At 63.1% G+C, this 26,091-nt stretch carries 23 protein-coding genes; 15 read left to right on the forward strand and 8 right to left on the reverse strand.

Annotated elements, in window-relative coordinates; all coding sequences use genetic code 11:
• Positions 1–14: 14 nt before the first annotated feature.
• The 6 genes from HAHE_RS01270 to ffh all read left to right on the forward strand — a co-directional run bounded on the left by HAHE_RS01270 (position 15) and on the right by ffh (position 8,987).
• On the forward strand, positions 15–1,118 hold the full coding sequence (locus HAHE_RS01270; RefSeq protein ID WP_338687861.1) for an AAA family ATPase: 1,104 nt from the start codon (positions 15–17) through the stop codon (positions 1,116–1,118).
• A 58-nt stretch (positions 1,119–1,176) separates the two neighbouring features.
• Positions 1,177–2,067, forward strand: coding sequence for a DUF58 domain-containing protein (locus HAHE_RS01275; RefSeq protein ID WP_338687863.1), 891 nt, complete (start codon positions 1,177–1,179; stop codon positions 2,065–2,067).
• A 16-nt stretch (positions 2,068–2,083) separates the two neighbouring features.
• Entirely contained in the window at positions 2,084–4,078 is a 1,995-nt protein-coding gene (locus HAHE_RS01280) for a BatA domain-containing protein (protein ID WP_338687865.1), read from the forward strand.
• Between the two features lie 13 nt (positions 4,079–4,091).
• Complete coding sequence (locus HAHE_RS01285; protein ID WP_338687868.1) at positions 4,092–6,317, forward strand: hypothetical protein; 2,226 nt, start codon at positions 4,092–4,094, stop codon at positions 6,315–6,317.
• Between the two features lie 87 nt (positions 6,318–6,404).
• On the forward strand, positions 6,405–7,487 hold the full coding sequence (locus HAHE_RS01290) for a polysaccharide deacetylase family protein (protein WP_338687870.1): 1,083 nt from the start codon (positions 6,405–6,407) through the stop codon (positions 7,485–7,487).
• 81 nt (positions 7,488–7,568) lie between these two features.
• Positions 7,569–8,987: a signal recognition particle protein gene (ffh, locus tag HAHE_RS01295; RefSeq protein ID WP_338687871.1), complete on the forward strand. Its 1,419-nt coding sequence runs from the start codon at positions 7,569–7,571 to the stop codon at positions 8,985–8,987.
• On the opposite strand, the gene HAHE_RS01300 is transcribed toward ffh, so the two are convergent.
• Complete coding sequence (locus HAHE_RS01300) at positions 8,984–9,805, reverse strand: hypothetical protein (protein ID WP_338687872.1); 822 nt, start codon at positions 9,803–9,805, stop codon at positions 8,984–8,986. The genes ffh and HAHE_RS01300 overlap by 4 nt on opposite strands.
• Before the next feature lie 118 nt (positions 9,806–9,923).
• Here HAHE_RS01300 and HAHE_RS01305 point away from each other — a divergent pair, with 118 nt between their 5' ends.
• Positions 9,924–10,496 (forward strand): pseudouridine synthase, encoded by a 573-nt coding sequence (locus tag HAHE_RS01305; RefSeq protein WP_338687873.1) that lies wholly within the window; start codon positions 9,924–9,926, stop codon positions 10,494–10,496.
• Here HAHE_RS01305 and HAHE_RS01310 read toward each other — a convergent pair.
• Positions 10,486–10,950 carry an NUDIX domain-containing protein gene (locus tag HAHE_RS01310; RefSeq protein WP_338687874.1) on the reverse strand — a complete coding sequence of 155 codons (465 nt, stop codon included), beginning with the start codon at positions 10,948–10,950 and terminating at the stop codon, positions 10,486–10,488. The two genes, HAHE_RS01305 and HAHE_RS01310, sit on opposite strands and share 11 nt — an antisense overlap.
• A 108-nt stretch (positions 10,951–11,058) precedes the next feature.
• Here HAHE_RS01310 and HAHE_RS01315 point away from each other — a divergent pair, with 108 nt between their 5' ends.
• Positions 11,059–11,634 carry a hypothetical protein gene (locus HAHE_RS01315; protein ID WP_338687875.1) on the forward strand — a complete coding sequence of 192 codons (576 nt, stop codon included), beginning with the start codon at positions 11,059–11,061 and terminating at the stop codon, positions 11,632–11,634.
• 7 nt (positions 11,635–11,641) lie between these two features.
• On the opposite strand, the gene HAHE_RS01320 is transcribed toward HAHE_RS01315, so the two are convergent.
• A complete protein-coding gene (locus HAHE_RS01320) occupies positions 11,642–13,273 on the reverse strand; it encodes a hypothetical protein (protein ID WP_338687877.1) in 1,632 nt (543 codons plus the stop codon).
• Between the two features lie 75 nt (positions 13,274–13,348).
• Here HAHE_RS01320 and sufT point away from each other — a divergent pair, with 75 nt between their 5' ends.
• The 5 genes from sufT to HAHE_RS01345 all read left to right on the forward strand — a co-directional run bounded on the left by sufT (position 13,349) and on the right by HAHE_RS01345 (position 16,915).
• Positions 13,349–13,894: a putative Fe-S cluster assembly protein SufT gene (gene sufT, locus HAHE_RS01325; RefSeq protein WP_338687880.1), complete on the forward strand. Its 546-nt coding sequence runs from the start codon at positions 13,349–13,351 to the stop codon at positions 13,892–13,894.
• 4 nt (positions 13,895–13,898) lie between these two features.
• Complete coding sequence (locus HAHE_RS01330) at positions 13,899–14,060, forward strand: hypothetical protein (RefSeq protein ID WP_338687883.1); 162 nt, start codon at positions 13,899–13,901, stop codon at positions 14,058–14,060.
• 83 nt (positions 14,061–14,143) lie between these two features.
• Positions 14,144–15,463, forward strand: coding sequence for a UDP-glucose/GDP-mannose dehydrogenase family protein (locus HAHE_RS01335; RefSeq protein ID WP_338687885.1), 1,320 nt, complete (start codon positions 14,144–14,146; stop codon positions 15,461–15,463).
• A gap of 87 nt (positions 15,464–15,550) precedes the next feature.
• Complete coding sequence (locus HAHE_RS01340) at positions 15,551–16,771, forward strand: RsmB/NOP family class I SAM-dependent RNA methyltransferase (protein ID WP_338687886.1); 1,221 nt, start codon at positions 15,551–15,553, stop codon at positions 16,769–16,771.
• A gap of 18 nt (positions 16,772–16,789) precedes the next feature.
• Positions 16,790–16,915, forward strand: a complete 126-nt coding sequence (locus tag HAHE_RS01345; protein WP_338687888.1) for a hypothetical protein — start codon at positions 16,790–16,792, stop codon at positions 16,913–16,915.
• Between the two features lie 283 nt (positions 16,916–17,198).
• Here HAHE_RS01345 and HAHE_RS01350 read toward each other — a convergent pair whose 3' ends face one another.
• The 5 genes from HAHE_RS01350 to HAHE_RS01370 form a co-directional block, all read right to left on the reverse strand.
• Positions 17,199–19,340 (reverse strand): polyribonucleotide nucleotidyltransferase, encoded by a 2,142-nt coding sequence (locus tag HAHE_RS01350; protein WP_338687890.1) that lies wholly within the window; start codon positions 19,338–19,340, stop codon positions 17,199–17,201.
• Positions 19,341–19,524: 184 nt separating this feature from the next.
• A complete protein-coding gene (gene rpsO / locus HAHE_RS01355) occupies positions 19,525–19,782 on the reverse strand; it encodes a 30S ribosomal protein S15 (RefSeq protein ID WP_338687892.1) in 258 nt (85 codons plus the stop codon).
• Between the two features lie 186 nt (positions 19,783–19,968).
• Positions 19,969–21,402, reverse strand: coding sequence for an aldehyde dehydrogenase family protein (locus HAHE_RS01360; protein WP_338687894.1), 1,434 nt, complete (start codon positions 21,400–21,402; stop codon positions 19,969–19,971).
• 64 nt (positions 21,403–21,466) lie between these two features.
• The gene (locus tag HAHE_RS01365) at positions 21,467–22,168 is read right to left on the reverse strand and encodes a TrkA C-terminal domain-containing protein (RefSeq protein ID WP_338687896.1); all 702 of its coding nucleotides are present in this window, start codon (positions 22,166–22,168) and stop codon (positions 21,467–21,469) included.
• Positions 22,168–23,364 (reverse strand): 1-acyl-sn-glycerol-3-phosphate acyltransferase, encoded by a 1,197-nt coding sequence (locus HAHE_RS01370; RefSeq protein ID WP_338687898.1) that lies wholly within the window; start codon positions 23,362–23,364, stop codon positions 22,168–22,170. The genes HAHE_RS01365 and HAHE_RS01370 overlap by 1 nt, the downstream gene beginning before the upstream one ends.
• 157 nt (positions 23,365–23,521) lie before the next feature.
• Here HAHE_RS01370 and HAHE_RS01375 point away from each other — a divergent pair, with 157 nt between their 5' ends.
• Both HAHE_RS01375 and HAHE_RS01380 read left to right on the forward strand, forming a co-directional pair.
• Positions 23,522–24,724 carry a reprolysin-like metallopeptidase gene (locus HAHE_RS01375; RefSeq protein WP_338687901.1) on the forward strand — a complete coding sequence of 401 codons (1,203 nt, stop codon included), beginning with the start codon at positions 23,522–23,524 and terminating at the stop codon, positions 24,722–24,724.
• A 111-nt stretch (positions 24,725–24,835) separates the two neighbouring features.
• Positions 24,836–26,080: a hypothetical protein gene (locus tag HAHE_RS01380; protein ID WP_338687904.1), complete on the forward strand. Its 1,245-nt coding sequence runs from the start codon at positions 24,836–24,838 to the stop codon at positions 26,078–26,080.
• Positions 26,081–26,091: the final 11 nt, after the last annotated feature.

The following is a 26,091-nucleotide window of genomic DNA, read 5'->3' on the forward strand; positions in this document are numbered from 1 at the left end:
AATTCCCCATATCCATGGACGACACCCTGACCGATTCGCCCGCGCCCGAACCCGTGCCCACCCCTACTTCCGATCCGGCGCCTGCACCGGCTCCCGAACCGGCACCCGCCTCCTCCGAATTCCAGCTCCCTCCCGACGACGTCGCGGCGATCGATGATCTCGGCAAGACCTACGCGGCTTTCAAGGCGGAGCTCTCCAAGGCGATCATCGGCCAGGAAGACGTGATCGAGAAACTCGCGATCTGTCTCTTCGCCCGCGGTCACGCGCTGCTGATGGGTGTGCCGGGACTGGCGAAGACCCTCTTGGTTTCATCCGTCGCCCAGACTTTCGATCTCAGCTTCAACCGCATCCAGTTCACGCCCGACCTGATGCCCGCCGACATCACCGGCACCGACATCATTCAGGAAAGCGGCGTCGGCGGCCGACGCGAGTTCGAATTCGTGAAAGGCCCGGTCTTCGCCAACATCGTTCTGGCGGACGAGATCAACCGCGCTCCCGCCAAAACCCAGTCGGCGATGCTTGAGGCGATGCAGGAGCTCAAGGTGACCGTTCTCGGTCACACCTACGACCTGCAACCTCCGTTCTTCGTCCTCGCGACCCAGAACCCGGTCGAACAGGAAGGCACCTATCCCCTTCCCGAAGCGCAGCTCGACCGCTTCATGTTCCTGATCGAGGTCGACTATCCGGACGCCGAGGAGGAAAAGCAGATCGCCCGCGCCACGACCGGCAGCGCCCGTCCGGAGCTCAACCATCTTCTCGATGGCCAGAAAGTCATGGCCTACCAGTCGCTCGTGCGTCGCGTTCCGGTCCCGGAACACCTCTACGACTACGCCGTGGCGATCGTGCGCAAGACACGCCCCGCACTGACCGAAGCCCCCGACTGGATCCGCGACTACGTCGCATGGGGCGCAGGCCCCCGTGCCGTCCAATACCTGATCCTCGGAGCCAAGGCCCGCGCGGCGCTCCACGGCAACTACATGGCCAGCCTCGAGGACATCGAGGCCGTCGCCGCATCCGTCCTCGGCCACCGGGTCATCACCAACTTCGCCGCCGAATCCCAAGGCATGAGTTCGAAGAAGGTCGTCGAGCGCCTGATCAAGGAGATGGCGGAAAGTTGAGTCGCTCCGGAGCGGGCGATGCCGCCCGTCCACCGGCGTTTCCGACGACTGACGACCCATGAGCTACGAGTTCCTCGACCACGACCTGCTGACCCGCCTCGGCGCGCTGCCGGTCGAGAGTCGCATGCCGATGATCGGCAACGTGGCGGGCAAGCACCGCTCGCCGAACCGTGGCTCGTCGGTCGAGTTCGCGGAGTATCGGAAATACGTCCCGGGCGATGATACACGCCGGCTCGACTGGAAGGCCTTCGCGCGTTCCGACCGGTTTTACATCAAGGAGTTCGAGGCCGATACCAACCTCCGTGCCTACTTCGTCGTCGACGCATCCGGCTCGATGGCCTTTTCCGGCCACGGTGAGTCGAAGGTCGAATACGCCCGCCGCATCGCCGCTTCGCTCGCCTATCTGCTGGTCAACCAAGGCGACGCCGCCGGCCTTTCGCTCTGCACGGAGAAGCTCCATTTGGAAGTCCCGCCCAGCAGGCGGGCGGCGCACCTACAACGGATCTTCGAGACCCTCAAGAACCTCGAACCCGAGGGCGAGACCGGCCTGGTCCCCGCGCTCCATACGATCGCGGAGAAGATCGGCCAGCGTGCCTTCGTCGTCATCCTTTCGGACCTGTTCACGGACCCAGAAGGCCTCGCCGACGCACTCCAGCACCTCCGCTACCGCAAGCACGACATCTCGGTTTTCCATCTGATGGATCCGCAGGAACTCTCGTTCGACTTCGAGCGTCCGCACCGCTTCGTCGACATGGAGGATGGTACGGCACTCGTCGTAGAACCCGCGCTCGTCGCCGAGGAATACCACTCGGCCCTGAAGGACTTCATGGCCGCCGTGAAGGACAAGTGCCACGACGCCAACGCGGACTACCAACTGGTCCCCACCGACACCCCCCTCGAACCGTTGTTGAGGGAATTCCTCACGGCACGGTTGCCGAAGGGGAAATGAACACCACCGGAGCACGATGACTTTCTTACAGCCATGGATGCTCTGGGGCATGTTCGCGGCCTCGGCTCCGATCATCATCCACCTGCTCAACCGCCGCCGCCACAAGACGGTGAAATGGGCGGCAATGCAGTTCCTGCTCAAGGCGACCCGCGAGTCGCGCGGCAAGAAGCGACTGCGGCACATCCTCATCCTCACCTGCCGCGCTCTCGGCATCGCGGCGCTGGTCGCCGCCGCCGCCCTGCCGGTGATCAGCAGCTTTCTCGGTCTTGGCGCCGGCAAGCCGGACGTCGTGGTCCTGATCCTCGACCGTTCGGCCAGCATGGAGTCGAACCCGGAGTCCGGCGGTGTGCCGCGGCGCGCCTTGGCGATCCAGCGGATCGGGGACGCGATCGCCGACCTCGGCGGCACGCGCCTGGTGCTGATCGACAGCGCATCGGGAAAACCTCAGGACATCCTGTCCCCGGAGGTCCTTCCGGAACTCTCGGCCACCGCCACCACCGACACCGCCGCCGACTTTCCCGACCTGTTGGCCGGTGCCACCGAGTTCCTCGCCGAAACGCCGGGCCGGAACGAGTTGTGGATCGCCTCGGACCTGCAGGGTTCCAACTGGGCTCCGGGAGACGATCGCTGGAGCAACGTGCGCGCCGCTCTCACCAACCTGCCCCAGCCACCCCGGATCCGCATCCTGTCGCTTTCCGGAAAGAGCGCCGGCAACCAGTCGATCCGGGTCGTCTCGTCGCGTCGCGCCGGCGAACGCCTCGAACTGGAACTCGAGATCACCCGCTCGGGCGACGCGCTCACTCCGCTCAATCTGCCGGTCACCACCACCCTGAACGGCACCCGGTCGACCGAAACCGTGCGCATCCCCGGCCAGCAGCTGCGTTTCTTCCGCTCCATGCCGGTGCCCGATACCGAGCGCAGCGGAAGCGGCTGGGTCTCGATTCCGGGCGACGGCAATCCACGCGACAATGTCGGCTACTTTGCCTACGGACCGGCGCTTCCCGTGCGTTCCGCGGTCGTGGCGTCGACCGGCGAGTCCGCCGACTACCTGCTTCTCGCCTCCGCTCCGGGCGGCTTTGGCGGGCAGACGGCCGAGCGGATCGATCCAGCGGCACTCGCCAGCTTCCTCACCGAGGGGATCGCCACCGTCTTCTGGACCGCTCCGCTGCCCGAAGGCCCGGTGGCCGAAGAACTCGATCGCTTCATCAACGATGGCGGCCACGTCGTGTTCCTCGCTCCCGAAGGCGATTCCGCAGCCGAGTTTCTCGGAGTGGCGTGGTCACCGATCAGCCGCCCACCCGCCGAGCAGTTCTTCATTCTCGACAGTTGGAACCGCAATGACGGCCTGCTCCGCGACGGCATCGACGGTACCCCGATCCCGGCTGACCGACTGCGTGCCGTAAAGCGCCGCGTCCCTACCGGCGAGAGCACCATTCTCGCCCGCTGGGACGACACCGAGCCATTCTTGGTCCGGCGCGTCGTTGGCCGCGGGACCGCATGGTTCGTCGGATCCCAACCGGACTACTCGTGGTCCAACCTCGCCGACGCCGATGTCCTCCTTCCGGTGGCCCAGCGAGCGGTCCTCGCCGGTGCCGGACGCTTCGACAGCGGCTACGTCGTTGAACTTGGATCTCCCGAGGCCCAGCCCGGCCCCAACGAGGTCCGCGAGCGTCTCGACGAGTACACCGATGAAGCCAGCGCCGAACCCGAGTTCGTGGCGGGGGTCTACCGCTTCGGCGACCGCATTCGCGCGGTGAACCGCCCCGCCGTTGAGGATCTCGAGGGCCAGATCGAGGCAAAGGCCTTCGAAACCCTCCTCGAGGGCACCACCTATTCCCTGTTCGAGGACACCAGCACATCCGGACAGGAGAACATCTCGCGCGACGTCTGGCGGGCCTTCCTCGTCGCAATGCTCTTCTTCCTGCTTTCCGAGGCGCTGCTATGCCTGCCGAAACCCGTGACGACGGTCGAGAAGCCGACCGCAGGCGCCCAGCCCTCATCGCTCCGCTGACCACTCCCATCCAGTGAGTTTCACCCTGTTCCAGCACCTGCACTTCTCGCCCACCCCGCTGACACTCGGGATCGGCATCATCACGCTGGTGGCCATCGGCGCCCTGTGCGTGCTGGCCTGGGGCCGCAGCCCGCACAAGGGCCGCACCGGATTTCTTGAGGCGCTGCGCTTCCTCATCGCACTGGTCGCGGTGCTGCTGCTGTGGAAGCCGGAGTGGCGGACCGTGCTTCATCCCGAGAGCAAACCGTCGGTCGCGATCCTGACCGACGCCTCGGGCTCGATGACCACCCTCGACGCCGAAGTCCCTGCGGACATCGATATATCCCGCCCCATCGTCACCCGGACTGACTGGGTCGAAGCGGTGGTTACCGACGAGCTCCGCGCCTCGCTTGCCGGCGACGGCTCCAACGAACTCATCGAGCGCGATATCGCCCTACCCCCGGAGGACAAGGGACAGCTCGCCGGCACCGATCTCAGCGAACCCATTCTCAAGCTGCTTGAGGAGCAGGACAACCTGCGGGCCGTGGTGCTGTTCTCCGACGGTGACTTCAACCTCGGCCAGCCACCGGTCGTGGCCGCTCAGAAGCTGCTTCAACGGGGCGTTCCGCTGTTCACGATCCCCACCGGAAGCGGCACCCGCCTGCCCGATCTCGACCTGCTGTCCGTCACGGCGCCAACCTATGGCATTGTCGGTGAGAACGTCCAAATCCCGTTCACCATCCGATCCTCTCTTGAGCGCGAGGTGAGGACTGTCGTCCGACTCCGCGACAAGGACGGTCGCGAACGTACGAAGGAAGTCGTACTTCCCCCCGGCGAATCGACGTACGAGTCGATCCTCTGGAAGATCGAGAACGAAGGATCCAACACGCTGGAGCTGACCGTCCCGCTGGCCGATGGCGAGCGCATCGAGACCAACAACTCCCGCCGCTTTACCCTCTCGGGCAGACCGGAGTCGATCAAGGTGCTGGTGATCGAGTCGGAGCCGCGCTGGGAATACCGCTACCTTCGCAACGCGCTCTCCCGCGACCCGGGTGTCGATCTTTCCTGCATGCTCTTCCACCCGACCCTCGGGATGGGCGACGGCCCCGACTACATTCAGGAGTTCCCGTCGGAACCCGAGGAACTCGCCCGCTACGACGTGGTGATGATCGGCGACGTCGGCAACAACCCCGGCCAACTCACCGAGGAGCAATGCGACATGATCGCCGGCCTCGTCGAGAACCAGGCAAGCGGAGTGGTCTTCCTGCCCGGGCCGAAAGGCAACCAACGCTCGCTGATCGAGACGAAGCTCGGTGAACTGATGCCGGTCGTGCTCGATGCGGACCAGACGGGCGGCATCATTGACACCATCGCGTCTCCGCTGGAGCTCACTGGCGAAGGCCGCGGCTCGCTCCTGACGCTTCTGGCCGACACCGAGGAAGGAAATCCCGACGTCTGGCGTTCGCTCCCGGGCTTCTACTGGCACTCGGCTGTCCTCAAGGCCAAGGGCGGCGCGGAGGTCCTCGCCGTTCACGCCAACCGCAGGACGAATTTCGGCCCCACCCCGATCATCGTCACGGGCACCGCCGGCAACGGCAAGGTGCTCTACATGGGCATCGATTCCGCCTGGCGCTGGCGGCGCGGCGTGGAGGACAAATACCACTACCGCTTCTGGGGCCAGGTCGCCCGCTGGATGTCCTACCAGCGGAACATGGCCGCCGGCCAACGCATCCGCCTCTATTACTCTCCGGAGCGTCCGAACCCGGGCGATACCGTCACGCTCAACGCCAACGCCTTCGATCCGAACGGAGCTCCGCTCGAAGAAGGACGCGTGGTGGTTGATGCGACCCTGCCCGACGGCTCGAGCCAGCGGGTCTCCCTTGAGAAAAACGAAAGCGCCTGGGGCTCCTTCAGCGGCCGTCTGCGGATCACTCAGCCGGGCGAATGGAAGCTTGCGGCCAAGATCGGCGGCGATGAGGGCGAGGCCGTGGAAACCACGCTGCTGGCCCAAGGGGTCGAACTCGAGAAAGTCGGCCAACCCGCCCGCCCCGAAGTCCTTGAGGAAATGGCGCGCATCGCCCGCGGCCGGATGATCGAGCCCGCGCAGTTGGCCGACCTGATCCGCGAGATCGAGGCGCTGCCGGAGCCCCGTCCGATCGAGAACCGACTGCCGCTGTGGACCCAGTGGGTGACCATCGCGGTGGTGGTCCTGCTGCTCTCGATCTTCTGGACCGGCCGCAAGCTCAACGGCACCTTCTGAGGTGTGCCCGCTTGAGTTTGGGGATTTTCAGGGCACACTGAACTCATGCGGTTCATCCCCTGTTGCTTGCTTCTTGTCGGATCCTTGATGGCGGCTCCCGCCCCGGCGGTCGACGACGGCGTCCGGGTTGCGGTGCTCGGTTACCACGACTTCTCCGAGTCGGAGCCGGAGACCGAAATGCGCATCCGCACGGACAAGTTCCGCAAACAGATGGAAACCCTGCGCGAGCTGAACCTGCCGGTCATCCCGATGGCGGATTTCCAGGCATGGAAGCGGGGCGAGAAGGAGATCCCCAAGCAATCGGTGGTGATCACCATCGATGACGGCTGGAAATCGACATACACCGACGCCTTTCCCGTGCTGAAGGAGTTCGGCTACCCGTTCACCCTTTTCCTCTACAAGAACTACGTCGACGGCGGTGGCAAAGCGCTGACCACGGAGATGATCAAGGAGATGAAGAAGCACGGCGGCACCGTCGGCAGCCACTCGGTCAGCCATCCGTATCCGGGAGCGGTCAAGACGCACCGCCGCGAGGGGCCCGACGCCTACGACAAGTTCCTGCGCGACGAGATGGGCGAGTCGAAGCGCTTCCTCGAGTCGAAGTTCGGAGATGCCGTGACCACCTACGCCTACCCCGGCGGTTACCACACCGCCGAAATGTTCACCCTCGCCGAAGAGTTCGGCTACGGTCACCTGTTCACCGTCATCCCCGGCAAGGTGAAGCGGGATACGGACAATCTCACCCTGCCCCGCTACGTCGTGCTCGGGACCCACGACCCGATCTTCGACCAAGCCGTGAGATTCGTGACGCCTTCCGCCGGAGACACCGCCGGAGCGATCGCGGCCGTCGCCGCGAGCACTCCCTACCCGGTCGAACCCCGCCCCGGCGCCCTGATCGGCGACCGTCTGCCGGTGATTTCTGCCGACCTGTCCGAAGCAGAGGACCTCGATCCCGAGTCGCTTGTGATGAAGATCGGCGGTTTCGGCACGGTTCCCGCGAGCTGGGACGCCGATTCCAAGACGGTCAGCTGGAAAACCAACCGCCACCTTCGCCTGCCCCTGTGCAAGGTCGAGGTGACCTGGAAGGACTCGGACGGCGAGCCCGCACCCGAGCCCCTCCGCTGGACTTTCCGCATCGACCGCGAGGTCGCCTACGTCCCGAGGGACTGAAACTTCCTATGCCGCAATTCCAGCCTTGGCGTCCTTGGCGTCTTGGCGGTTCATTGCCCCGCCCACCGATCACTTTCCACCATGTTCTCATCCCTCTCCGATTCCCTCGACAAGACCTTCCGCAACCTGCGCGGTGTCGGGAAGATTTCCGAAAAGAACATCACCGACGCCCTCCGCGAGATCCGGCTGGCGTTGCTGGAGGCGGATGTCGAGTTCACCGTGGCGAAGACCTTCATCGCCCACGTGAAGGAAAAGGCCATGGGGGCCGACGTCCTCAAGTCGATCAAGCCGGGCGAGCAGATCGTCAAAATCTTCCACGACGAACTCGCCGAACTGCTCGGTGGCGACCAGGTCCCGCTGAACCTCGACTCGCCCGGCCGGATCCTTCTCTGCGGGCTCAACGGCGCCGGCAAGACGACCACCGCCGGCAAACTCGCCAACCGCCTGAAGCGCGAGGGACGCAAGCCGCTGCTGATCGCCTGCGACCTCTACCGACCCGCGGCAATCGACCAACTGGCGACCGTCGCCGGACAGGTCGGTGTACCCGTCTACACGCCCGACGCCTCCGAGTCCGATGTCGTCAAGGTCGCCAAGGAAGCGCTTGCATGGGCCGACTCCCAGGACGGCGACGTCGTGATCTTCGATACCGCAGGCCGCCAGGAAATCGACGAACGCTTGGTGGAGGAGCTCAAGCAACTCCATGCCTTCCTGAAGCCTCAGGAGACCCTGTTGGTCGCTGATGCGGCCACCGGCCAGGGCGCCGTTTCGGTCGCCCGCCACTTCGACGAAGCGGTCGGCATCGACGGCATCATCCTCACCAAACTTGACGGTGACGCCCGCGGTGGCGCGGCGCTCTCGATGCGTGCGGTCACGGGCAAGCCGATCAAGTATGCCGGCGAGGGCGAGAAGCTCGACCAGCTGTTCGAGTTCCATCCGGACCGCATGGCCGACCGGATCCTCGGCATGGGCGACGTCGTCGGAATGGTCGAGCAGGTCGCGACGCGGATCGACGAGAAGGACGCGATGAAGTCGATGGAGCGCCTCGCCTCCGGCAAGTTCGACTTCTACGACTTCCTCGACCAGATGAAGATGATCGGCAAGCTCGGCGACATGAAGGGTCTTCTTTCGCTGATGCCCGGCTTCAGCAAGATGAAGAAGCAGCTCCCCGACGCCGCTTTCGATCCGAAAAGGCTCAAGCGTACGGAAGCCATCGTACTTTCCATGACTCCCGACGAGCGCCGCCGACCGGAGATCATCAAGGGATCGCGCCGCCAACGGATCGCCAACGGCTCGGGCTCGACACTTGTCGAGGTCAACCGGCTGCTCAAGCAGTTCGGCGAGATGCGCAAGATGATGCGCTCGCCGAAGAAGATGAAGAAGATGATGGGCGGCCTCGGAGCTCTCGGCGGCGGTGGAGGCTTCCCCGGAATGGGCGGCGGCATGCCCGACCTCGGTGACCTCGACAGCCTGATGAAGGGCCTCGGCGACAAGAAGCGTTAGCGCCACCCCAACGCCTTTCCGAGCGTTTCGGACGAATCCGCCCTCGCCCAGCCGCGGCTTTCGATCACCTGGCGAGGCGTCACCACGTCCAGTCGTCCACCACGATGGACGGCATCAAGTTCATATCCGGCGTAGTGAAGACCCGCGACCACGAGCGTGGCACAACTGTAGCTCTCCCCGACATCCGCCACCGACTCCGGCTGCCAAGGCCGGTTCTTCCAACCGAGCACACCCCCGTAATCATAAGCCTCCTTCGGGTCGTCAGCCCGCTCCACCACCGTACGGGTGAACTCGCCCAGACGATTCACATTCACGCTCCCCGATGGCGGGCGATAAGCATGCCAGCGTTTGCCATCGAGATACCCGAGTCCCTCGTCGGCATTCACCGCCTGTTTCATTGCGACCTGCAGCAGCTTCGGCTCCCCGGTCCCGGCCGGATCGGGCACCACCAACGCCACGTGGCCGTATCGGAACAGCTCATAGGGAACTTTCTGGATCGTTCCCTTCGATAGCGCCGACAGCGATTCGTCGTGGGTCATGTAGAAGGCGACAACGTCCCCGTATCGAATCCTTCCCTTCCGCTCGGCCGTGACGGCGCCGCCCGGATGTTCGGCCACCCGCTCCATTCCCTCGGGCGCGCCTCGTAGCGAAACCTTCCGCTTCGCCTCGGCCCGTGGCGGGCCCTCGAGCAGCGAGAATGGCAGACGCCCGTTGTGCATCGTGTCTCCTCCGCAGGAGACCAATCCGATGCCGGCGACGACCGCGATCAGCATCGGCTTCCGCCGCGACTTCCCCTTTTTCGTCCGGATCACTTTCATCCCGGTCGTGTAGCACGAGATTCGGGAATCCACCGAATCGAAGGTTTTTCAACAAACATCAGGCAAATCGATTGAGCCCGGGATTGCCTGTGCGAACGCTTCGGTTTCCGCTCGGCGCGTGCTGCTCGTTTTTCACAAGCCCTACGGCGTACTTTGCCAATTCACGCCCGATCAACCCGGGCAACGGACCTTGGCGGACTTTGGCTTTCCAAAGTCGGTCTGGCCAATCGGCCGCCTCGACATGGATTCGGAAGGTCTGCTTCTGCTGAGCGATGAGAAACCTTTGGTGGACCGCCTGATGAACCCAGCCTCGAAGGCGCCGAAGACCTACCTAGCTCAAGTCGAGGGTGAACCGGACGAGAAAGCTCTCCAGACCCTCGCGGAGGGAACGCTCGTGATCCGCGGCCATCGCGTCCTCCCAGCCAAGGCCATCCGTCCCGACCCTCAACCGGAGTTTCCCCCGCGCGATCCACCGATTCGCTACCGGGCCTCGATCCCGACCACCTGGATCTCACTCACATTGACCGAAGGAAAAAACCGGCAGGTTCGACGGATGACCGCCGCAGTCGGATTCCCGACGCTTCGTTTGATCCGTACCGCCATCGACCGGCTGGAACTGGGAGATCTCGAAGCGGGAACGTGGCACGAGGCCGCTACCGACGAACGCCGGCGTCTCGGTCTCAGAGTTTGATCCTGAAAAAGTCCTTCATGACCTGCCGGTAGACGTCCCGTTTGAACTCCGGCAGCCAATCGAGATCGAACTCCTCCGGCGGAATCCAGCGATGACGCGCGAACTCGCGCGGACGCTGGTTGACATCGACCTCCGGCGCACCGTCCAAGAGGCGGCAGAGGTAGTAGACCTGCTCTTGCCCCTGACAACCGTGCTTGCGGACCTTCTTTGAACGCACTTCCTCGGGATAGAGGTAGCGGTAGCCCTCTCTGGAGCGGATGACCTCGTAGTGCGACGGCGACAGACCGATCTCTTCCTTCACCTCGCGGTGCAGCGCCTCGAGTGAGGTTTCGCCCGGATCGACACCACCTTGGGGAAACTGCCAGGCACCGGGCACGGTCCACCGCTCGCAAATGAGGAGTTGCCCCTCATCGCGGGTCATCAGGGCGGCGACGTTGGGTCGGAAGCGGACCACGCCCGAAACTTATCCGCCCATCCGGGGTTTACCTCAATACTTAAGTTTTCCAAAACATCCTCAGCGCGGACTGGCATTCTGCCGGTTCGTGGTGTCCATTGCCCCATCATGAGAATCCTCAATCTCCTCCTCGCCCTGTTCCTGACCACCGGAACCGTCGCTCTCGCACAGAACAGCGCCTTCAACAGCAACCCGCCGAGTCAGCCGAACAACAACAACACTGACGAAGAGGAAGAAGAGAACGAGAACATCAAGGACGAGGAAGACCGACGCCGCTTCTGGCAGGCGAGTCTCTCGGGCGGCCACTACATGGTGGCGCTCGATCGGATCTGCAATATCAGCATGCACCAGTATGTTCTCGATGGCTCACTGATCGTCAACGAGGTGACCATCGACACCACCGGTCGCGCTCTCGCCCGTTTCTACCACATCCAGCCGGTCACCGATGCCATGGGCAGCGACGGACTCGGTGCGGTGGTCGATCGCGGCCGGGATCTGATCGAGCGTGTCGGCCAGCGCGCGGGGACCGAAGTCCACAACATGGCGCAGAAGAAGTACCCCGATACCACCCACGCTGGGACCATCGAATACCGGATCCTCGACCTACGCGACCTCGATGCGCTCTACGGCAGCGTCAAAAAGGCTTGGGAGACCGGCAAGGGCCGCAGACTGACGATCAAATAAGCCCGCCTTACTCCGGCTCGCGCGGCGACTCCGGCGGAGTGCGTGGCGCGGGCTTTTCCTTGTCCTTCCCACGGATCACATCCAGCAGGCCGCCTACTTCCCCGACGACATCGGTGCCTCGCCGGATGACGTCCTCGGCCTCATCGAGAACATCCCCTTCTCCGTCGAGGAGTCCCCTGCCGCGATCGATCAGGTCGGTTCCCTGCTCGATCACGCCACCGGTTCCCGCGATTCGGTCGGCGACATCCTCGCTCATCACCCTCTCGGTGTATTTCAGCACCCGCTCCCCGGTTTCCGGCAGCACCTCGAACATCCGCAATCCAGCCGCGGCGATCAGGCGGTCGGTCAGATCTTCCTCAGGATCGTCGAGCGTGCCGGTGACGTGAAGCGGAGCCCACAACAACCCCCGCTCGCCGGGTAGGAACACTTTGGTCTCCGCTCCCGGAATTCTCGCCAAGGTGCCGGGCGTCAGACCGACGCGGAAGCGCCCGTCGATCCGGTCATCCTTTTCGACCCGGAGCAGACCCTCGACCCTCATCAGCCCTTCGCTGCCGATCTTGATATCGGTGAGCAGCAGGGAACCGTCCTCCCAATGAAAATCCGCTGAGGCCTCGCTCAATGCCAGCCGGCGGAATCGCGGATTGCCCCCGTAGGCCCCCAGTGAATCAAGCACCGGCAATCCTGTGAGAACTCCATCGAGGAGCCGAACCCGGCCGCTGACCGAAGGGCCGTTCTCTTTTCCCACCACCGAGAAGTCCGACTCCACTTTGCCTTCGATCCGTTGCCTCCAGTCCTCGGTCACGACCTCGTCGGCCATGACATCGGTGAGCGTTCCGGTGAATGCATACCCACCGCTCCCGCCGACCGAGGCTTCACCGACCAAGGTCGCGTAGCCTCGCTCGTAGACCCGGAAGTCGGACTCGGTCAGAAAGACCGTCGAGTCCTGGTAGCGAAGCCGGGCTTCGTTCAGTCTCAACTCCGGAACGAACTCCCACGGGAATCGGATCTCGCCGCCGGAACCGATCGCCTCGTAGCTGCCGGACGAACGCCCGGGCTCGACACTCCACGCGGTTCCCGAGAACTCGATCGGGCCGTCCCCGAGTATCAGTTCGACCGACGAGCGCCCGACGTCCAATCCCGTGAGTTCAAACTCGTTCGGAACCCACCGGTCATACCACTTCGGTTCCTTCGGGGCGGAAGGCGTCACCGGCGGAGGCACCGGTTCCTGTCGGCCGGCATCAGGTTTATCCCGGAGATCCAGCCGGACTTTGATCTCATTGATTCGTGCGGTCTGGAGTTCGAGCACCCGTTCGCCCACACGGTCGAGTCCGATATTCATCGAAAGGCCGCGGGCATCGACCTCCCCGACCACCGCTCCGCCTGACGCATCGAACGACTTCGTATCCACGGTCGTCCCTTCCCAACGAAAGGTCCCGAATTCAGCCTCGGCACCGAGTGCCTTTCCGACTTCGGCGGAAAGCATCGTCCGAAAGTCCTCGCTGTGGAGCCACGACCGAAGCCAAAGGTAACCGCCGCCCATCGCCACCACGGCCAGCACCAGCAGCACAATTACCGCGCGCAACCACCACGACCCCTTGCTTGCGGGCTTCCCGCGGCGCTTTCTCGATCTCCGACTCATCCCCACAAGCATGCTTGAAATCCGGGCCGTCGCAAGCCGCTTGCACCCGGGTGCCTCCGACCTACACTCCTCCCCATGCAAGAGGAGATCACGCTCACCCGCGACATCGACGCGATCCAGATTCCCAGCGGTGACTCGGTCAACCTGCCCGCAGGCACCCCCGTTTTCATCACCCAGCGCCTCGGCGGCACCTTCACCGTCGCGACCTCGGCCGGGCTCGCCCGGATCTCGTCGCAGGACGCCGACGCCCTCGGCGTCGACCTTGAGGAGGAACAGGAAAAGCAAGCTGCGGCGGACGCGCTCAAGGATGCCCCGGTCGAGGACCAGGTCTGGGCGCAGCTCAAGGGAGTCTACGATCCGGAAATCCCGGTCGACATCGTCAATCTCGGGCTGGTCTACGACTGCCGTGTTGACGATCAGGACGGCAGGAAAGTCGTCGAAGTGAAAATGACCCTGACCGCCCCCGGATGCGGCATGGGCCCGGTGATCGCGGCGGACGCCCAAGCGAAGATCATGACCATCGAAGGTGTCGACGACGCAAGGGTCGAGCTCGTCTGGGACCCCGCGTGGAACCAGGACATGATTTCCGAGGAGGGAAAGATGAAGCTCGGCATGATCTGATGCCGTGGGCGCCAGCCGGATCTTCACCGCCGCCGCCCTCGGCATGATCCTGATGGCGATGGCGCTGGCCTTCAGCGGCATGTTCGGCTTGGCCTTGCTGGTGCTCGGCGCGGTCGTGGTAGCGGGATTGGCTCTCGCCTTGCTCGCGTGGCGGAACGGTCACTAAATACCTCCGAAGCCAGACTTGTTCGCACTATCCGGGCTTGCTAGGACCCCCGCGCCAACACCCCTTTCACCCATCAGACCCGTATGAACATTACGATGATCGGCACCGGCTACGTCGGGCTTACCAGCGGAACCTGCTTTGCCGAAGTCGGCCACCACGTCACCTGTGTCGATATCAACCCGGAGAAGATCGACATGCTCCTGAAGGGCGAGATTCCGATCTACGAGCCAGGTCTTGCGGATCTTGTTAAATCGAATGTCGATGCCGGACGACTGAAGTTCACCACCTCCACGGAGGAAGGCGTGAAATTCGGTGACGTGATCTTCATCGCGGTCCCGACCCCTCCCCAGCCGGATGGATCGGTCGACCTGAGTTTCATCGAAAGGGTCGCTCGGGAAATCGCCGAGTGCCTCACCCCCGAGATCGGCTACCGCGTGATTGTCGACAAGTCGACCGTCCCCGTGAAGACCGGCGAAAAGGTGGCCCAGACGGTCCGGCGCTATGCTCCGGATGGGGTCGAGTTCGGAGTTGTCTCGAATCCGGAGTTCCTGCGTGAAGGTTGCGCGGTCGACGACCTGCTCCATCCTGACCGTATTGTCATCGGCTCGAACGACGACAAAGCCCTGTCGCTGATGCAGAAACTCTACGAGCCGTTCGTCGCCCCGGTGCTCGTGACCGACATCAACTCGGCCGAACTCATCAAGCACGCGGCAAACTCCTTCCTCGCCCTGAAGATTTCCTACATCAACGCAGTCGCCAATGTTTGCGAGGCGTCCAATGCCGACGTCGAGAAAGTTGCCGAGGGTATCGGCATGGACAAGCGCATCGGCCGCGCCTTCCTGAATGCCGGGCTCGGCTACGGCGGTTCCTGCTTCCCGAAGGACATCAAGGCCTTCATCGCCATTTCCGAGGCACTCGGACAACCGTTCGGGCTGCTCAAGGAAGTCGAGCGGATCAATGCGGAACAGATGGATCGCTTCCTCAACAAGATCCGCGAAAAGCTCTGGGTCTTCCGTGACAAGAAGATCGCGCTCTGGGGACTCGCTTTCAAACAGAACACCGACGACGTCCGCGAGTCGGTCGCGATCAAGCTGGCCAAGCGAATGCTAGAGGAGGGCGCATCACTCGCCGCGACCGATCCGGAGGCGATCGGAACCGCCAAGCGTTTTGGCGAACTCACCGGTGAGATCACTTTCTCCGAAGACATGTATGGCACGCTGGACGGAGCGGACGCCCTGGTGATCGCCACAGAGTGGCCGCAGTTCGCGAACGCCGACCTTACGGAGATTGCCAAACGCATGCGGACACCGCTGGTCTTCGACGGCCGCAATCTGCTCGACCCCGAGGATGCCAAGTCCGCCGGCCTCGAGTACGAATCGATCGGTCGCGCCGCGATCGTCTGAAGGCACTGACCCCGGTCTTGCCCGCAGCGCGACGAGACTTCAACTTCGGACTTTCCGGCCGGCTCCGTAGGCGTCCGGCACCATGCCATGAAGTCACCCCGCCGCGCCGCCGTATCCATCCTCAGGGCTTGGGCGAAAGGCCACGCCTACGCCGACAGCCTGATCGAGCGTCACGCCTCAAGGAACAATCTGTCCGCCCCCGATCGGGCGCTCCTCAATGCGATCGTCATCGGCGTCCTTCGGAACCGGCGGTTGCTTGACCACTGGATCGGTGAACTCCGGAAAGGCAAGCTCGACCATGAAACCCGCGACATCCTCCGGGTCGGACTCTGCCAACTGCTGATCCTACAACTCCCGGATCACGCCGCCGTCTTCGAAACCGTCGAACTCGGCAAGGCCCCGGTTCGCGGACTGATCAATGCCGTGATGCGTCGCGCCGCAGGATCACGCTCGAAGCTGCTCGATACCTCCGCTCTTCCTCCGGCGGTCGCCCATTCGCATCCCGACTGGCTCTACAACCGGTGGAAAAGGCAGTTCGGCACGGAAGCCGCATCCGAACTGATGGCCTTCAACAACCGTCCGGCACCGACAATCGCGCGGATCAATCCTCTCTGCGAGAGAAGCTCCGGTTGTGAATCCGGCACCGATCTCCCCAACGGCTACTTCGAGATCGATGGCCCCATCCCGAACGACCTTATCGCTTCGGGTGCCATCTACATCACCGACCCCGCAACCCGCCACTGCGTCGAACTGCTCGCACCACAACCCGAAGAGCTCGTTCTGGATGCCTGCGCCGCCCCGGGAGGAAAGGCGTTCCTGATCGCGGCCGCCCAAGGCTCAGGGGAGTGGCTGACCTGCAGCGACTCGAACGAGAAACGCCTTCCCCGACTCCGCGAAAACCTGGAACGGCTTCACATCACGGCCAGAGAAGTCGCATGCCACGACTGGACACGTCCCGCGCCGGAGCGCTGGCACGGAGCGTTCGACGCGATCCTTCTGGATGTTCCCTGCTCGAACACCGGCGTGCTGCGTAGGCGGGTCGATGTGCGATGGCGACTGCAGACTTCCAACATCGAAGAACTCGTCGCCATTCAGCGCAGAATCCTCGAGAACGCCCTGCCATGCCTGAAACCGGGCGGCCGGATCGTCTACTCCACGTGCTCCATCGAAGCCGAGGAAAACGAAGCCCAGATCGCGGCATTCGTCGGGGACCACCCGCAGTGCCGGCTTGCCGAAACCCGTCAGGCGCTGCCGCACCGCGACGGCACCGATGGCGCTTTCGCGGCTTTGCTTGAAACTTCAGACTGAAGCCGTGAGACTCCGCCCATGAAGTCCTGCCTCGGCATGCTCATTGCCATTCTTCTGCTCGTGGCCGTCCTCGGCACGCTCGGCGGGATCTACTACCTCAGCACGACCGCGGAGTTCTCCCGACTGGATGAGTCCGGGCAGTAGGCTCCTGACGCGACGCAGGTGAAAAAGCCGTTTCGGGTGCCTGCGTCATCGGATCACCACGCGCCCCCTTGGTCATTGAGCGATCCTTGCCGAATGTTGAATGTTCCTCTCGACGAGAAATGGGGCGCGTCACGCTGAGCGACGTCTGCAACCCATTGGAAATTGAGCATTCCTTGTTGGATATTGGATGTTCAGCACCCTCCGACCCGGATCCATCCCGCCAAAGCCGACGAAAAAGCCGCCACCCCTTTCGAGGTGACGGCTGGAATCGAATCGGTCCGAATCACTCGGCGGCTGCCGGCTCTTCAGACTGCTCGGCCTTCTGGTCGCGGAGATAAGCGCGGCGGCTCATCTTCACGCGGCCCTTCTCATCGACGCCGATGCACTTGGCGGTGATGTTCTCACCCTTCTTGACGACATCCTCGACCTTCTCGGTGCGGCCTTCCTGAAGTTCCGAGATGTGGACGAGACCGTCCTTGCCCGGGAGCACTTCCATGAAGGCACCGAAGTTGGTCACCGAAACGACCGGGCCGGTGTAAACCTTGCCCACCTCGATCTCGGCGAAGATGCGGTCGATGAGTTCCTTCGCACGCTGGAGACCTTCCTCCTTGGCGGCGTAGATGTGCACGGTGCCGTCATCCTCGATGTTGATGTCGGCGCCGGACTCGGCCTGGATGCCCTTGATGTTCTTGCCGCCAGGGCCGATGAGCTCGCCGATGCGGTCGGCCGGGATCTTGACCGACACGATGCGGGGAGCGTGCGGGCTCAGTTCCTGCGGGCCGTTGACCGCTTCGGTCATCTTGGCGATGACCTTGGTGCGGCCGTCCTTCGCGATACGCACACCCTCTTCGAGGATGCTGAGCGGAAGGCCCGGCAGCTTGAGGTCGAGTTGGAAGCCCGTGACACCGGCGTCGGTGCCGCAAAGCTTGAAGTCCATGTCGCCGTAGAAGTCCTCGGAACCGATGATGTCGAGGAGCACCTTGTGCGCCTTCATCGTACCGTCCTCATTCCACTCGGTCACCAGACCGGCGGAAATGCCGCCGACCGGAGCCTTGAGCGGCACACCGGCGCAGAGCAGCGACATCGTGCCGGCACAGACGGTCGCCATCGAGGTCGAGCCGTTCGACTCCATGACTTCCGAAGAAACGCGCATCGCGTAGGGGAAGTCCTCTTCGTCGGGAATCACCGGAGCGATCGAGCGCTCAGCAAGGGCACCGTGACCGATCTCGCGACGGTTCAGGCCACCCATGCGGCCGGTCTCGCCCACCGAGAACGGAGGGAAGTTGTAGTGGAGGATGAAGCGCTTGCTGTCCTCACCACCGGCGTAGTTGTCGAAGAACTGCTTCTCGTCGGCCGGCGCCAAAGTGCAGATGCCCATCGCCTGGGTTTCGCCGCGGGCGAAGATCGCCGATCCGTGAACGCGCGGCAGCGAGTTGGCTTCCGCGAAAAGCGGACGGAGATCACCGACCTGGCGGCCGTCGGCACGAATGCCCTTCTCCATGATCGAGAGGCGGAAGGCCTTCTTCTGAATGTATTCGAAGACCTGCTCGATCTCGAAGTCGGTCGTCTCCGGGTACTTCTCCTTGATCGCAGCTTCAACCTCGTCGCGGAGGGCGCCGACCTTTTTGCCGCGCTCGACCTTCGACGGCGCGTAGATCGCGTCCTCGATGCGGTCGCCGGCGACGGCGTAGCCGACTTCGAGGAGTTCGTCCTTGGCGACGGTCACGGTGTACTCGCGCTTCGGCTTGCCGGCCAGCTTGACGAGTTCCTCCTGGGCCTCGACCAGCTTGGTCACGCTCTCCTGGGCGAAGTGAAGCGCCTTGATGAAGTCGTCTTCGGGAAGCTCGTTGGCGGCGCCTTCGATCATGATGACGTCGGTCTTGTTGCCGACGTAGATCAGGTCGAGGTCGCTCTCCTCACGTTGTTCGAAGGTCGGATTGATGACGAACTCGCCATTCACGCGTCCGACACGGACCGCACCGATCGGGCCGGCGAACGGAATGTCGGAGATCGCCAGGGCGGCGGATGCACCGTTCATAGCGACGACGTCGGAGTCGTTGATCTGGTCGGCCGAAAGGAGCAGCGCGACGATCTGGGTGTCGTAGAGGTAACCCTTCGGGAAAAGCGGACGCAACGGGCGGTCCGTCATCCGGCAGGTAAGGATTTCCTTTTCGGTCGGTCGGCCTTCGCGCTTGAAGTAGCCACCGGGGAACTGGCCCGCGGCCGAGGCCTTCTCCTTGTACTCGACGGAGAGCGGGAACCAGGTCTGGCCCTCGCGGATCTTGGTCTGCGAAACGGCGGTGCAGAGCACCACGGTCTCACCGCAGGTCACGACGACGGCGCCGTCGGCCAACTTGGCGAGCTTGCCTGTTTCGAAGGTGATGGGGTTCGAGCCGACCTGGCTCGTAATCGTATGGATGTTCATTTGTCTTGGTTTGCTGTCTTGCGTGTCGCCCCGACGGAGTGCCGGGGACTTCGGATGCTTCGGACAGCCCCTGGAATTGAAAAGGGGTTGGCGGGTCTGTCCACGAGGGTCCGAACCTTCGGAGGCCCCGTATTCAAGCGAAACGGCCACGGGGGATTCCCGTGGCCGTTTCGAAGGAAAGGTGTTAGCGGCGGAGGCCGAGTCCCTTGATCAAGTTCTGGTAGCGCTCTTCGGAATGGGCTTTCAGGTAATCAAGAAGCTTCCGGCGCTGTGCCACGAGCTTGAGGAGGCCGCGACGAGAAGAGTTGTCCTTCTTGTGCTCGCCCAGGTGTTCGGTCAGGTGCTTGATCCGCTTGGTCAGAAGCGCGACTTGGTAATCGGCGCTGCCGGTATCGGTTTCGTGGACCTTGAAGTCCGCGGGATTGATGGTGCTTTCGCTCATTGTGTTTTCTGGTTCGGTCCAGCCTCCTTGGCCGGTCCGCCCTTGGTCGGGACGGCGGAGAAAAGCGGAAATCCTTCGTTTTGCAAGGACAGAATCACCCTGAGCACCCCTGAATTGGCGGCATTCCTCAGACATTCAACCCGATTCCTGACGATCGGAGCCTCCAACCGTCGCCGCCCTCCCCGATCAGCCTTGGGCCTCCCGGATCACCAAATTGCGGATTTCGGTCATCTCCTCCATCGCGAAACGGACGCCTTCCCTTCCCAGACCGCTGTCCTTGACCCCTCCGTAGGGCATGTGATCGACCCGCCAGCTAGGGACGTCGCCGATCACCACCCCTCCGACCTCCAGCCGATCCCACGCCTGCAGAGCCTTGTAGAGATCGCGGGTGAAGATACCGGCCTGAAGGCCGAAATCGCTGTCATTGACCTGATCCAGCACCTGATCGAAAGCACTGAAACGCGACAGGACCGCGACCGGGCCAAAGACCTCCCTGCGGTTGAGGTCCGAGGAAGCGGGGACATCCTCAAGCAGGGTCGCGTCCATTAAGGCACCCTTGCGCGTCCCTCCACAGAGGAGCGTGGCTCCTTCCTCCCTGGCCGACCCGATCCAATCGTCGATCCGCTCCGCTTCGGCTTCCGAAATCATGGGACCGACGAAGGTCCCCTCCTCCTTGGGATCGCCGGTCACCAATTCCCGCGTCGCCGCGACGAGGCGATTGCGGAATTCGTCGTAGATCGACTCGTGCACCATCACCCGCTGGACACCAACACAGCTCTGGCCGCTTTGGTAGAACGCACCGAAGACTATCCGCTGAACGGCATCGTCGAGATCGGCATCCGAGTCGACGACGCAAGCCGCGTTGCCACCGAGTTCGAGAACCACCTTCTTCTTCCCCGCCCTGCTTTTGAGGTTCCAGCCGACTTCCGGAGAGCCCGTGAAGCTGAGCAGCTTCAGACGCTCATCGGTGGTCAGCGCGTCGGCGGCTTCGCGGCTGCAGGGCAGAATCGAAAACGCCCCGGGCGGCAAGTCCGATTCAGCCAGAATCTCTCCGATCATCAACGCACCCACCGGCGTCAGGCTCGCCGGTTTCAATACGAACGGACAGCCGACCGCGATCGCCGGCGCGACCTTGTGAGCCGTCAGGTTGAGAGGGAAGTTGAATGGCGAAATGAAAGCGCACGCTCCGATCGGCACGCGTTTCCACATCCCGCGGTAGCCTTTGGCCCGTTCGGAGATTTCGAGATTCTGGACCTCGCCGTTGAGGCGGACCGACTCCTCCGCCGCAAATCTGAAGGTATCGATCAGGCGGGTGACTTCTCCGCGGCTGTCGCGAATCGGTTTGCCTGCCTCGATGCACAGGGCCATCGCCAGTTCCTCCTGTCGCTCCCGAAACCGGTCAACGCAGTGCTGTAGGACCTGCTGCCGCTCGTAGGGTCTCATCTCCCCCATCGCGGGCACCGCATCGGCGGCGGCTGCAATCGCCTGATCGATCGCCTCCCGATCAGCCAATGCCACCTTCGTGGCGACCTCGCCCGTGAACTTGTCGGCGACCTCCAGGTCCTTGTTCGGGCGCTCCGGCCGGTTCGCAAGATAGTAGGGATAGCTCGGTTCCAGCATGTCGTCCGAAGCTATGGCCTGCTGTCGCCACGCGAAAGCAGTCTTTGAACGGAAATCGGCCAAGTCAGGCCGACACGGTGCCGTCGCGATACCCCGACCTCAGGCGTCCCACATCGTGATCCGAGCCGTAGACCATGATGAGGTCCCCTTCTTCCAAGACCTCGTCGCGGCCCGGCGCGCCCACGAACCTGCCGTCTTTCCGGTAAACCCCCAGAATCACAATCCCCTGGTCTCCCGGCCTCGACTGCCCCAGTGCCTTGCCGATGAACGGATGCCCCTCAATCAGTTCGACTTCGGCGACACTGAATCCCTGCTTCACCCTTAACAGAACATCATAGTCGAGGGCCTGAACCACGCCGAGCCGCTTCAGCAAGCTCCGCATCAGACTGTCCATCGGCTTTTTGACAAAACCTACATTGAGCAACAGGCCGACACCTACGAGCGCCCCCAAAATCCACAACAGCAGGACACCTCCCGCCATTCCTTCCGGGTCGTTGTTCATCAGCGTCACGATGAGTGTCGCCAGCGCCGACGTGATCCCTACGTTCCCTGCGATGATGAGATGCAGGATGATCCGGCGGCGTACCGGATGATTCACGACCATCTCGGCCTCCTGCGTGGTGAATCCGACGCCGAAGAAGGCCGACGCCGCCTGAAAGCGCGCCGCCGCCTGCGACATCCCGGTCAATGCCAGGGCATTCGCCCCCAGTTGGACGATCAGAAGCGCGACTACCACGATCGTCGCCAATGCGATCATCGAAACCATCATAGCGATGCGAGCAGTCGAGTGAGCCGTTTCTCCAAAACCCCCGTGAGCACACCGGCGCCTTCTTTCTTCGTCAACTCGCCGCTCTCGATCAGATCCGACACGCAGATCGGATCATCCGCAGCGACCGCGGCACGGCGCTCGGTCGGGTAGGTTGGAAACCCGAACAGGTCCTCTTCCAGTTTCATGATGGTTTCGGCATGCCGGTCGACCGTCGGTTCGGCAAGCAGGTAGTCACCGACGTAGCTGTGAGCCTGCAGCGCGGTGAATACACGATCAAGGTCATCCAGTAGAGCGGCCCGCGCTTCACCGAGCGCTGGCTCTTTCTCATCCAACAACCGCCGGCGAAGGCGGTAGCGAAGCGCACGTACCCGCTCGGGAGGCGTGCCGGCCTTGGGATCCCGACCATGCCGCTCTTCCACTTCACCGAGAAGTCTTTCGCAAAGACCGCAAAGCCGGTCCTGCAACTCGCCGCGGATCGCTTCACCGAGGAACTCGATCTCCTTGAGTCCCAGCAAGCCCGTGCCGAGCCGGATGGTGCGGTCCCGTGTCGGCATCGACGGCCGTGGCGTCCATCCGATCCGATCCTCGAGCCGGTTCAGCCGCCCGACGAAAGTGCTCTCGACAGCAGGGTCATGATGAAACCGCATGCCGACCGGTACCAACCACGCCTTACGACCGTCGGACAACCGACCCGCCGCCTTGAGCAAGATGGAAGCGACACCTTCATGCAAGGGATCAAGCCGCTCGTGGTGATGGTAGATCTCACCCTCGGGATAGACCACCAGGGGCACACCGTCCGCGAGGAGTCCGATCGCCGTCTTGATCGCCGATAGATCGGGGCCGTCGCGATCGACGGAAAACACCCCCATCGACTGCAAAGCCCACGATGCCCGCGAACTGACCTCGAAGATCTCGCGAGCGCCCATGAAATGCAAAGGCATGCGATGCCGCGAACCGATCTCCATCATCAGATGCGGATCGGAATGGTCCGCATGGTTCGGAGCGAGCAGCACCGCATCTCCGGCATCGACCAACTCCTTCACCTTCCCGAAGCCCCGTTCATCGATCGAACCGATCCGGTACTTCTTCTCAAGCAGGAGCCGCCGGTTCGCCCACTGCAGGAACGGCCGCACCCACCATCGCACCTTCGGTGGTCGGAAGGTGTAGGGAAGGTCGTTCCGCAGTCGCCGCATCCCTTCTAACTAGCCGACACGACACGCGTGAGAAATCCAAAACAGCGGATGACAAGCGCCTGAAAAGCGGGACCGACCCCCACCCCCTAGCGTGCATTTTTGAAATCGCGGCCCCCGGTCCCGATTGATAAAGTAACGTTCACCATCAGGAAATCCGATGTTTAGATCTCTGCTTTGTGCCGTAGGGGGCTCAGTCGTCACGATTCTGTCGTCGCATGGCGCCTTCACGGTCAATCCGCCCCAAGCCATCACCCACCGGGTCGAGGTCCAACCGATCATTGTCTCGAAGACCAACGGAGCCACCGCGGTCTTCATGGGCCATACTGCTTCGGAAGCCTACATCAAGGGCCGGATCAATCAGGCTTGGGCCCAGGTCGGCGTGGAAATCTCATGGCTGGCGCCGGTGAGCTATACCAACAACTTTGCCTACGACGGATCCCCGAACAACTACAGCAGCAACTCGCGACCGCAGAGCCACCTCGACCAGATCGTCGACAATGCCGGGACTCCACCGAAGAATCCGGACTCGATCGTCCTCAACCTGTTCTTCGTCGAAATCGTTCCGGGCTTCTCCCAAACACCCGACAACGCCGCGAACGGTCTCGCCTTCGTCGACGACAACGGCAGCGCCATCCACGTCGGTGCGTTTCTCGTCGCCGACGGCCCCTACAACTACACCAATGGCGGGCGCGACGTCGCCGCCGCGGTGATCGCGCACGAAATCGGGCACTGCCTGGGTCTCTCCCACTACTCATCAAGCTCAAGCAACCTGATGTACGGCGGTTCCGGAAGCGGGGAGCGTTTGATCGAGAGCCAGAAGAACACCATCTTCACTAACAACTGGTGGCTCGACGGCTACGACATGCTGCAGGTGATCCCTGAAGAGTCGAACTTCGTTGTATGGGCCGACGGCTTCGGCATCGAAGGCGGTCCCGACGACGATGACGATGGCGACCGACTGAGCAATGCCTTCGAGTTCCTGAACGGCACCCTGCCCAACTCTCCGAACTCGTTCCCTCCACCGGTTGCCACCGCCGCGGGTCCGGTCTGGAGCCTCGCGAAGAACCCGCTCGCGGTGGAAGACGGCTTCGACTTCGAGATCGAGACGTCGCCAACACTCGATGGCTGGCTGCCCGCCGGCAGCAACGGCAGCGGGAGCACGGTCCTTTTCGACACCACCGACGCTGTCTCGGTCCGGCTCAACTCGGGGGCGCCTTCGGCATTCCTGCGGGTCGGCGTTTCAATCCCCGAGATCGCCGCCGCAACCGTTGCGAGTGTTGCCCCACCAGAGGCGCCCGAACGGGTCTATTCCAGTTGCGCCACCGGCGGGTGCGGCTGCCAAGCCGCGGTCGCTCCCTGATCATGAATGGACCCGGCCACTCCCAAAACGACAGTTCGTGGCAATTGATTCGGATCCCCGTATTTCCATTTTCCTTCTCCGAAATGTGACCCAAGTTCCGGATTAAAGTCCATGGCACGCATCTTCAACCGACTTCGCAAGCAGGGGCTGGGAACTCTCCGGGCCCTCCGTTTCTTCTCAGGATGCCTGCCCGCCTTGGGTTGCGCTTCGGCCATCACCATCGAGTTCGACTACACCTACGACACCAACGACTGGTTCGAGGTCGGCGAACGAAAGGCGATTCTCGAGCAGGTCGCGTCGCTCTACGAGACCATCCTGACCGACACCTTGCTGAGAATCGATCCGGCCGATTTCCCCGGTTCGACCTGGACGGTTTCGGTCAGGAACCCCCAGACCGGGAATACCGTCTCGCTTCCCAACTTCGTGGTCCCGGATGATACCATTGTTGTTTTCGCTGGTGCCCGTGAACTCGGAGGCACGGTTCGCGGCCAAGCCGGCAACGCCGGGTGGAGCGGGAGTGGCTTCAGCTCCTGGTTCTCTCGTATCCGGGCTCGGGGAGGAAATCCCGGCGCTGACTATTCCTCAGCAGATGCCGAGCTGATCACGGACTATGCGCCGCACGTCGGCTTCCTCAGTTTCGACATCACGACCGACTACAACTACTCGACGACCCAGAACCTGTCCGGAACCGACTATGTCTCGGTCGCCCTCCATGAGTTGGGCCACGTGCTGGGCATCGGGATCTGCGATTCATGGGACAACCTGATCAACAGCGGTCAGTTCACCGGCCCTGCCTCCCTGCGGGCGGCGGGAGTCATGCCGGCCGTGCAGTCCGGCAACGGACACTTCGACCAGAGTGTCACCAACAAGCCCGCTTTCGGCTCGTTCGCGACGCCCCACGGTTCATCCACCCCGGTGCTCATGCGCCCGTCGCTGACGACATCCGGGGGACTTCTGACGGTCCTGACCGACCTCGACCTCGCCGCCCTCGTCGACATCGGTTGGCAAGTTGAACCGCCACTCGGTCCGACCTACCCTTCCCTCGGCCCGGCCGGCACTCAGATCAACTGGCCGAGCTCCAGCTTTCGCTCCTACGTGGTTGAAAAGAGCACGGATCTCGACTTCGGATCGGCCACCACCGTGGCATTCGATGGCGACGGCTCCGTGCAATCCTGGACCGACCCGTCACCACCCTCAGGACGTTGTTTCTACCGCATGACCGACACCGCCTACCCGGCGCCAGCCGCGGTCACGCTTCCCGCACCTGCGATGCTGGCGGCAGCCGGTGACGACGAGATCCGGACCGAAACGGTCGCGCCCCGCTGGGTCGAGGGCTGCGAGTGCGGCGGTCACTGACCGTCGCGGCC

Origin of the sequence: Haloferula helveola (genome assembly GCF_037076345.1) — a bacterium.
In the GTDB taxonomy this organism is placed as follows: Bacteria; Verrucomicrobiota; Verrucomicrobiia; order Verrucomicrobiales; family Akkermansiaceae; genus Haloferula; species Haloferula helveola.

Bases quoted from the DNA above. Each gene is read 5' to 3' on its own strand.
- HAHE_RS01270 (WP_338687861.1), top strand. From the start codon at position 15: ATGGACGACACCCTGACCGATTCGCCCGCGCCCGAACCCGTGCCCACC.
- HAHE_RS01275 (WP_338687863.1), top strand. From the start codon at position 1,177: ATGAGCTACGAGTTCCTCGACCACGACCTGCTGACCCGCCTCGGCGCG.
- HAHE_RS01280 (WP_338687865.1), top strand. From the start codon at position 2,084: ATGACTTTCTTACAGCCATGGATGCTCTGGGGCATGTTCGCGGCCTCG.
- HAHE_RS01290 (WP_338687870.1), top strand. From the start codon at position 6,405: ATGGCGGCTCCCGCCCCGGCGGTCGACGACGGCGTCCGGGTTGCGGTG.
- ffh (WP_338687871.1), top strand. From the start codon at position 7,569: ATGTTCTCATCCCTCTCCGATTCCCTCGACAAGACCTTCCGCAACCTG.
- HAHE_RS01300 (WP_338687872.1), bottom strand. From the start codon at position 9,805: ATGAAAGTGATCCGGACGAAAAAGGGGAAGTCGCGGCGGAAGCCGATG.
- HAHE_RS01315 (WP_338687875.1), top strand. From the start codon at position 11,059: ATGAGAATCCTCAATCTCCTCCTCGCCCTGTTCCTGACCACCGGAACC.
- HAHE_RS01320 (WP_338687877.1), bottom strand. From the start codon at position 13,273: ATGAGTCGGAGATCGAGAAAGCGCCGCGGGAAGCCCGCAAGCAAGGGG.
- sufT (WP_338687880.1), top strand. From the start codon at position 13,349: ATGCAAGAGGAGATCACGCTCACCCGCGACATCGACGCGATCCAGATT.
- HAHE_RS01335 (WP_338687885.1), top strand. From the start codon at position 14,144: ATGAACATTACGATGATCGGCACCGGCTACGTCGGGCTTACCAGCGGA.
- HAHE_RS01340 (WP_338687886.1), top strand. From the start codon at position 15,551: ATGAAGTCACCCCGCCGCGCCGCCGTATCCATCCTCAGGGCTTGGGCG.
- HAHE_RS01345 (WP_338687888.1), top strand. From the start codon at position 16,790: ATGAAGTCCTGCCTCGGCATGCTCATTGCCATTCTTCTGCTCGTGGCC.
- HAHE_RS01350 (WP_338687890.1), bottom strand. From the start codon at position 19,340: ATGAACATCCATACGATTACGAGCCAGGTCGGCTCGAACCCCATCACC.
- rpsO (WP_338687892.1), bottom strand. From the start codon at position 19,782: ATGAGCGAAAGCACCATCAATCCCGCGGACTTCAAGGTCCACGAAACC.
- HAHE_RS01360 (WP_338687894.1), bottom strand. From the start codon at position 21,402: ATGCTGGAACCGAGCTATCCCTACTATCTTGCGAACCGGCCGGAGCGC.
- HAHE_RS01365 (WP_338687896.1), bottom strand. From the start codon at position 22,168: ATGGTTTCGATGATCGCATTGGCGACGATCGTGGTAGTCGCGCTTCTG.
- HAHE_RS01370 (WP_338687898.1), bottom strand. From the start codon at position 23,364: ATGCGGCGACTGCGGAACGACCTTCCCTACACCTTCCGACCACCGAAG.
- HAHE_RS01375 (WP_338687901.1), top strand. From the start codon at position 23,522: ATGTTTAGATCTCTGCTTTGTGCCGTAGGGGGCTCAGTCGTCACGATT.
- HAHE_RS01380 (WP_338687904.1), top strand. From the start codon at position 24,836: ATGGCACGCATCTTCAACCGACTTCGCAAGCAGGGGCTGGGAACTCTC.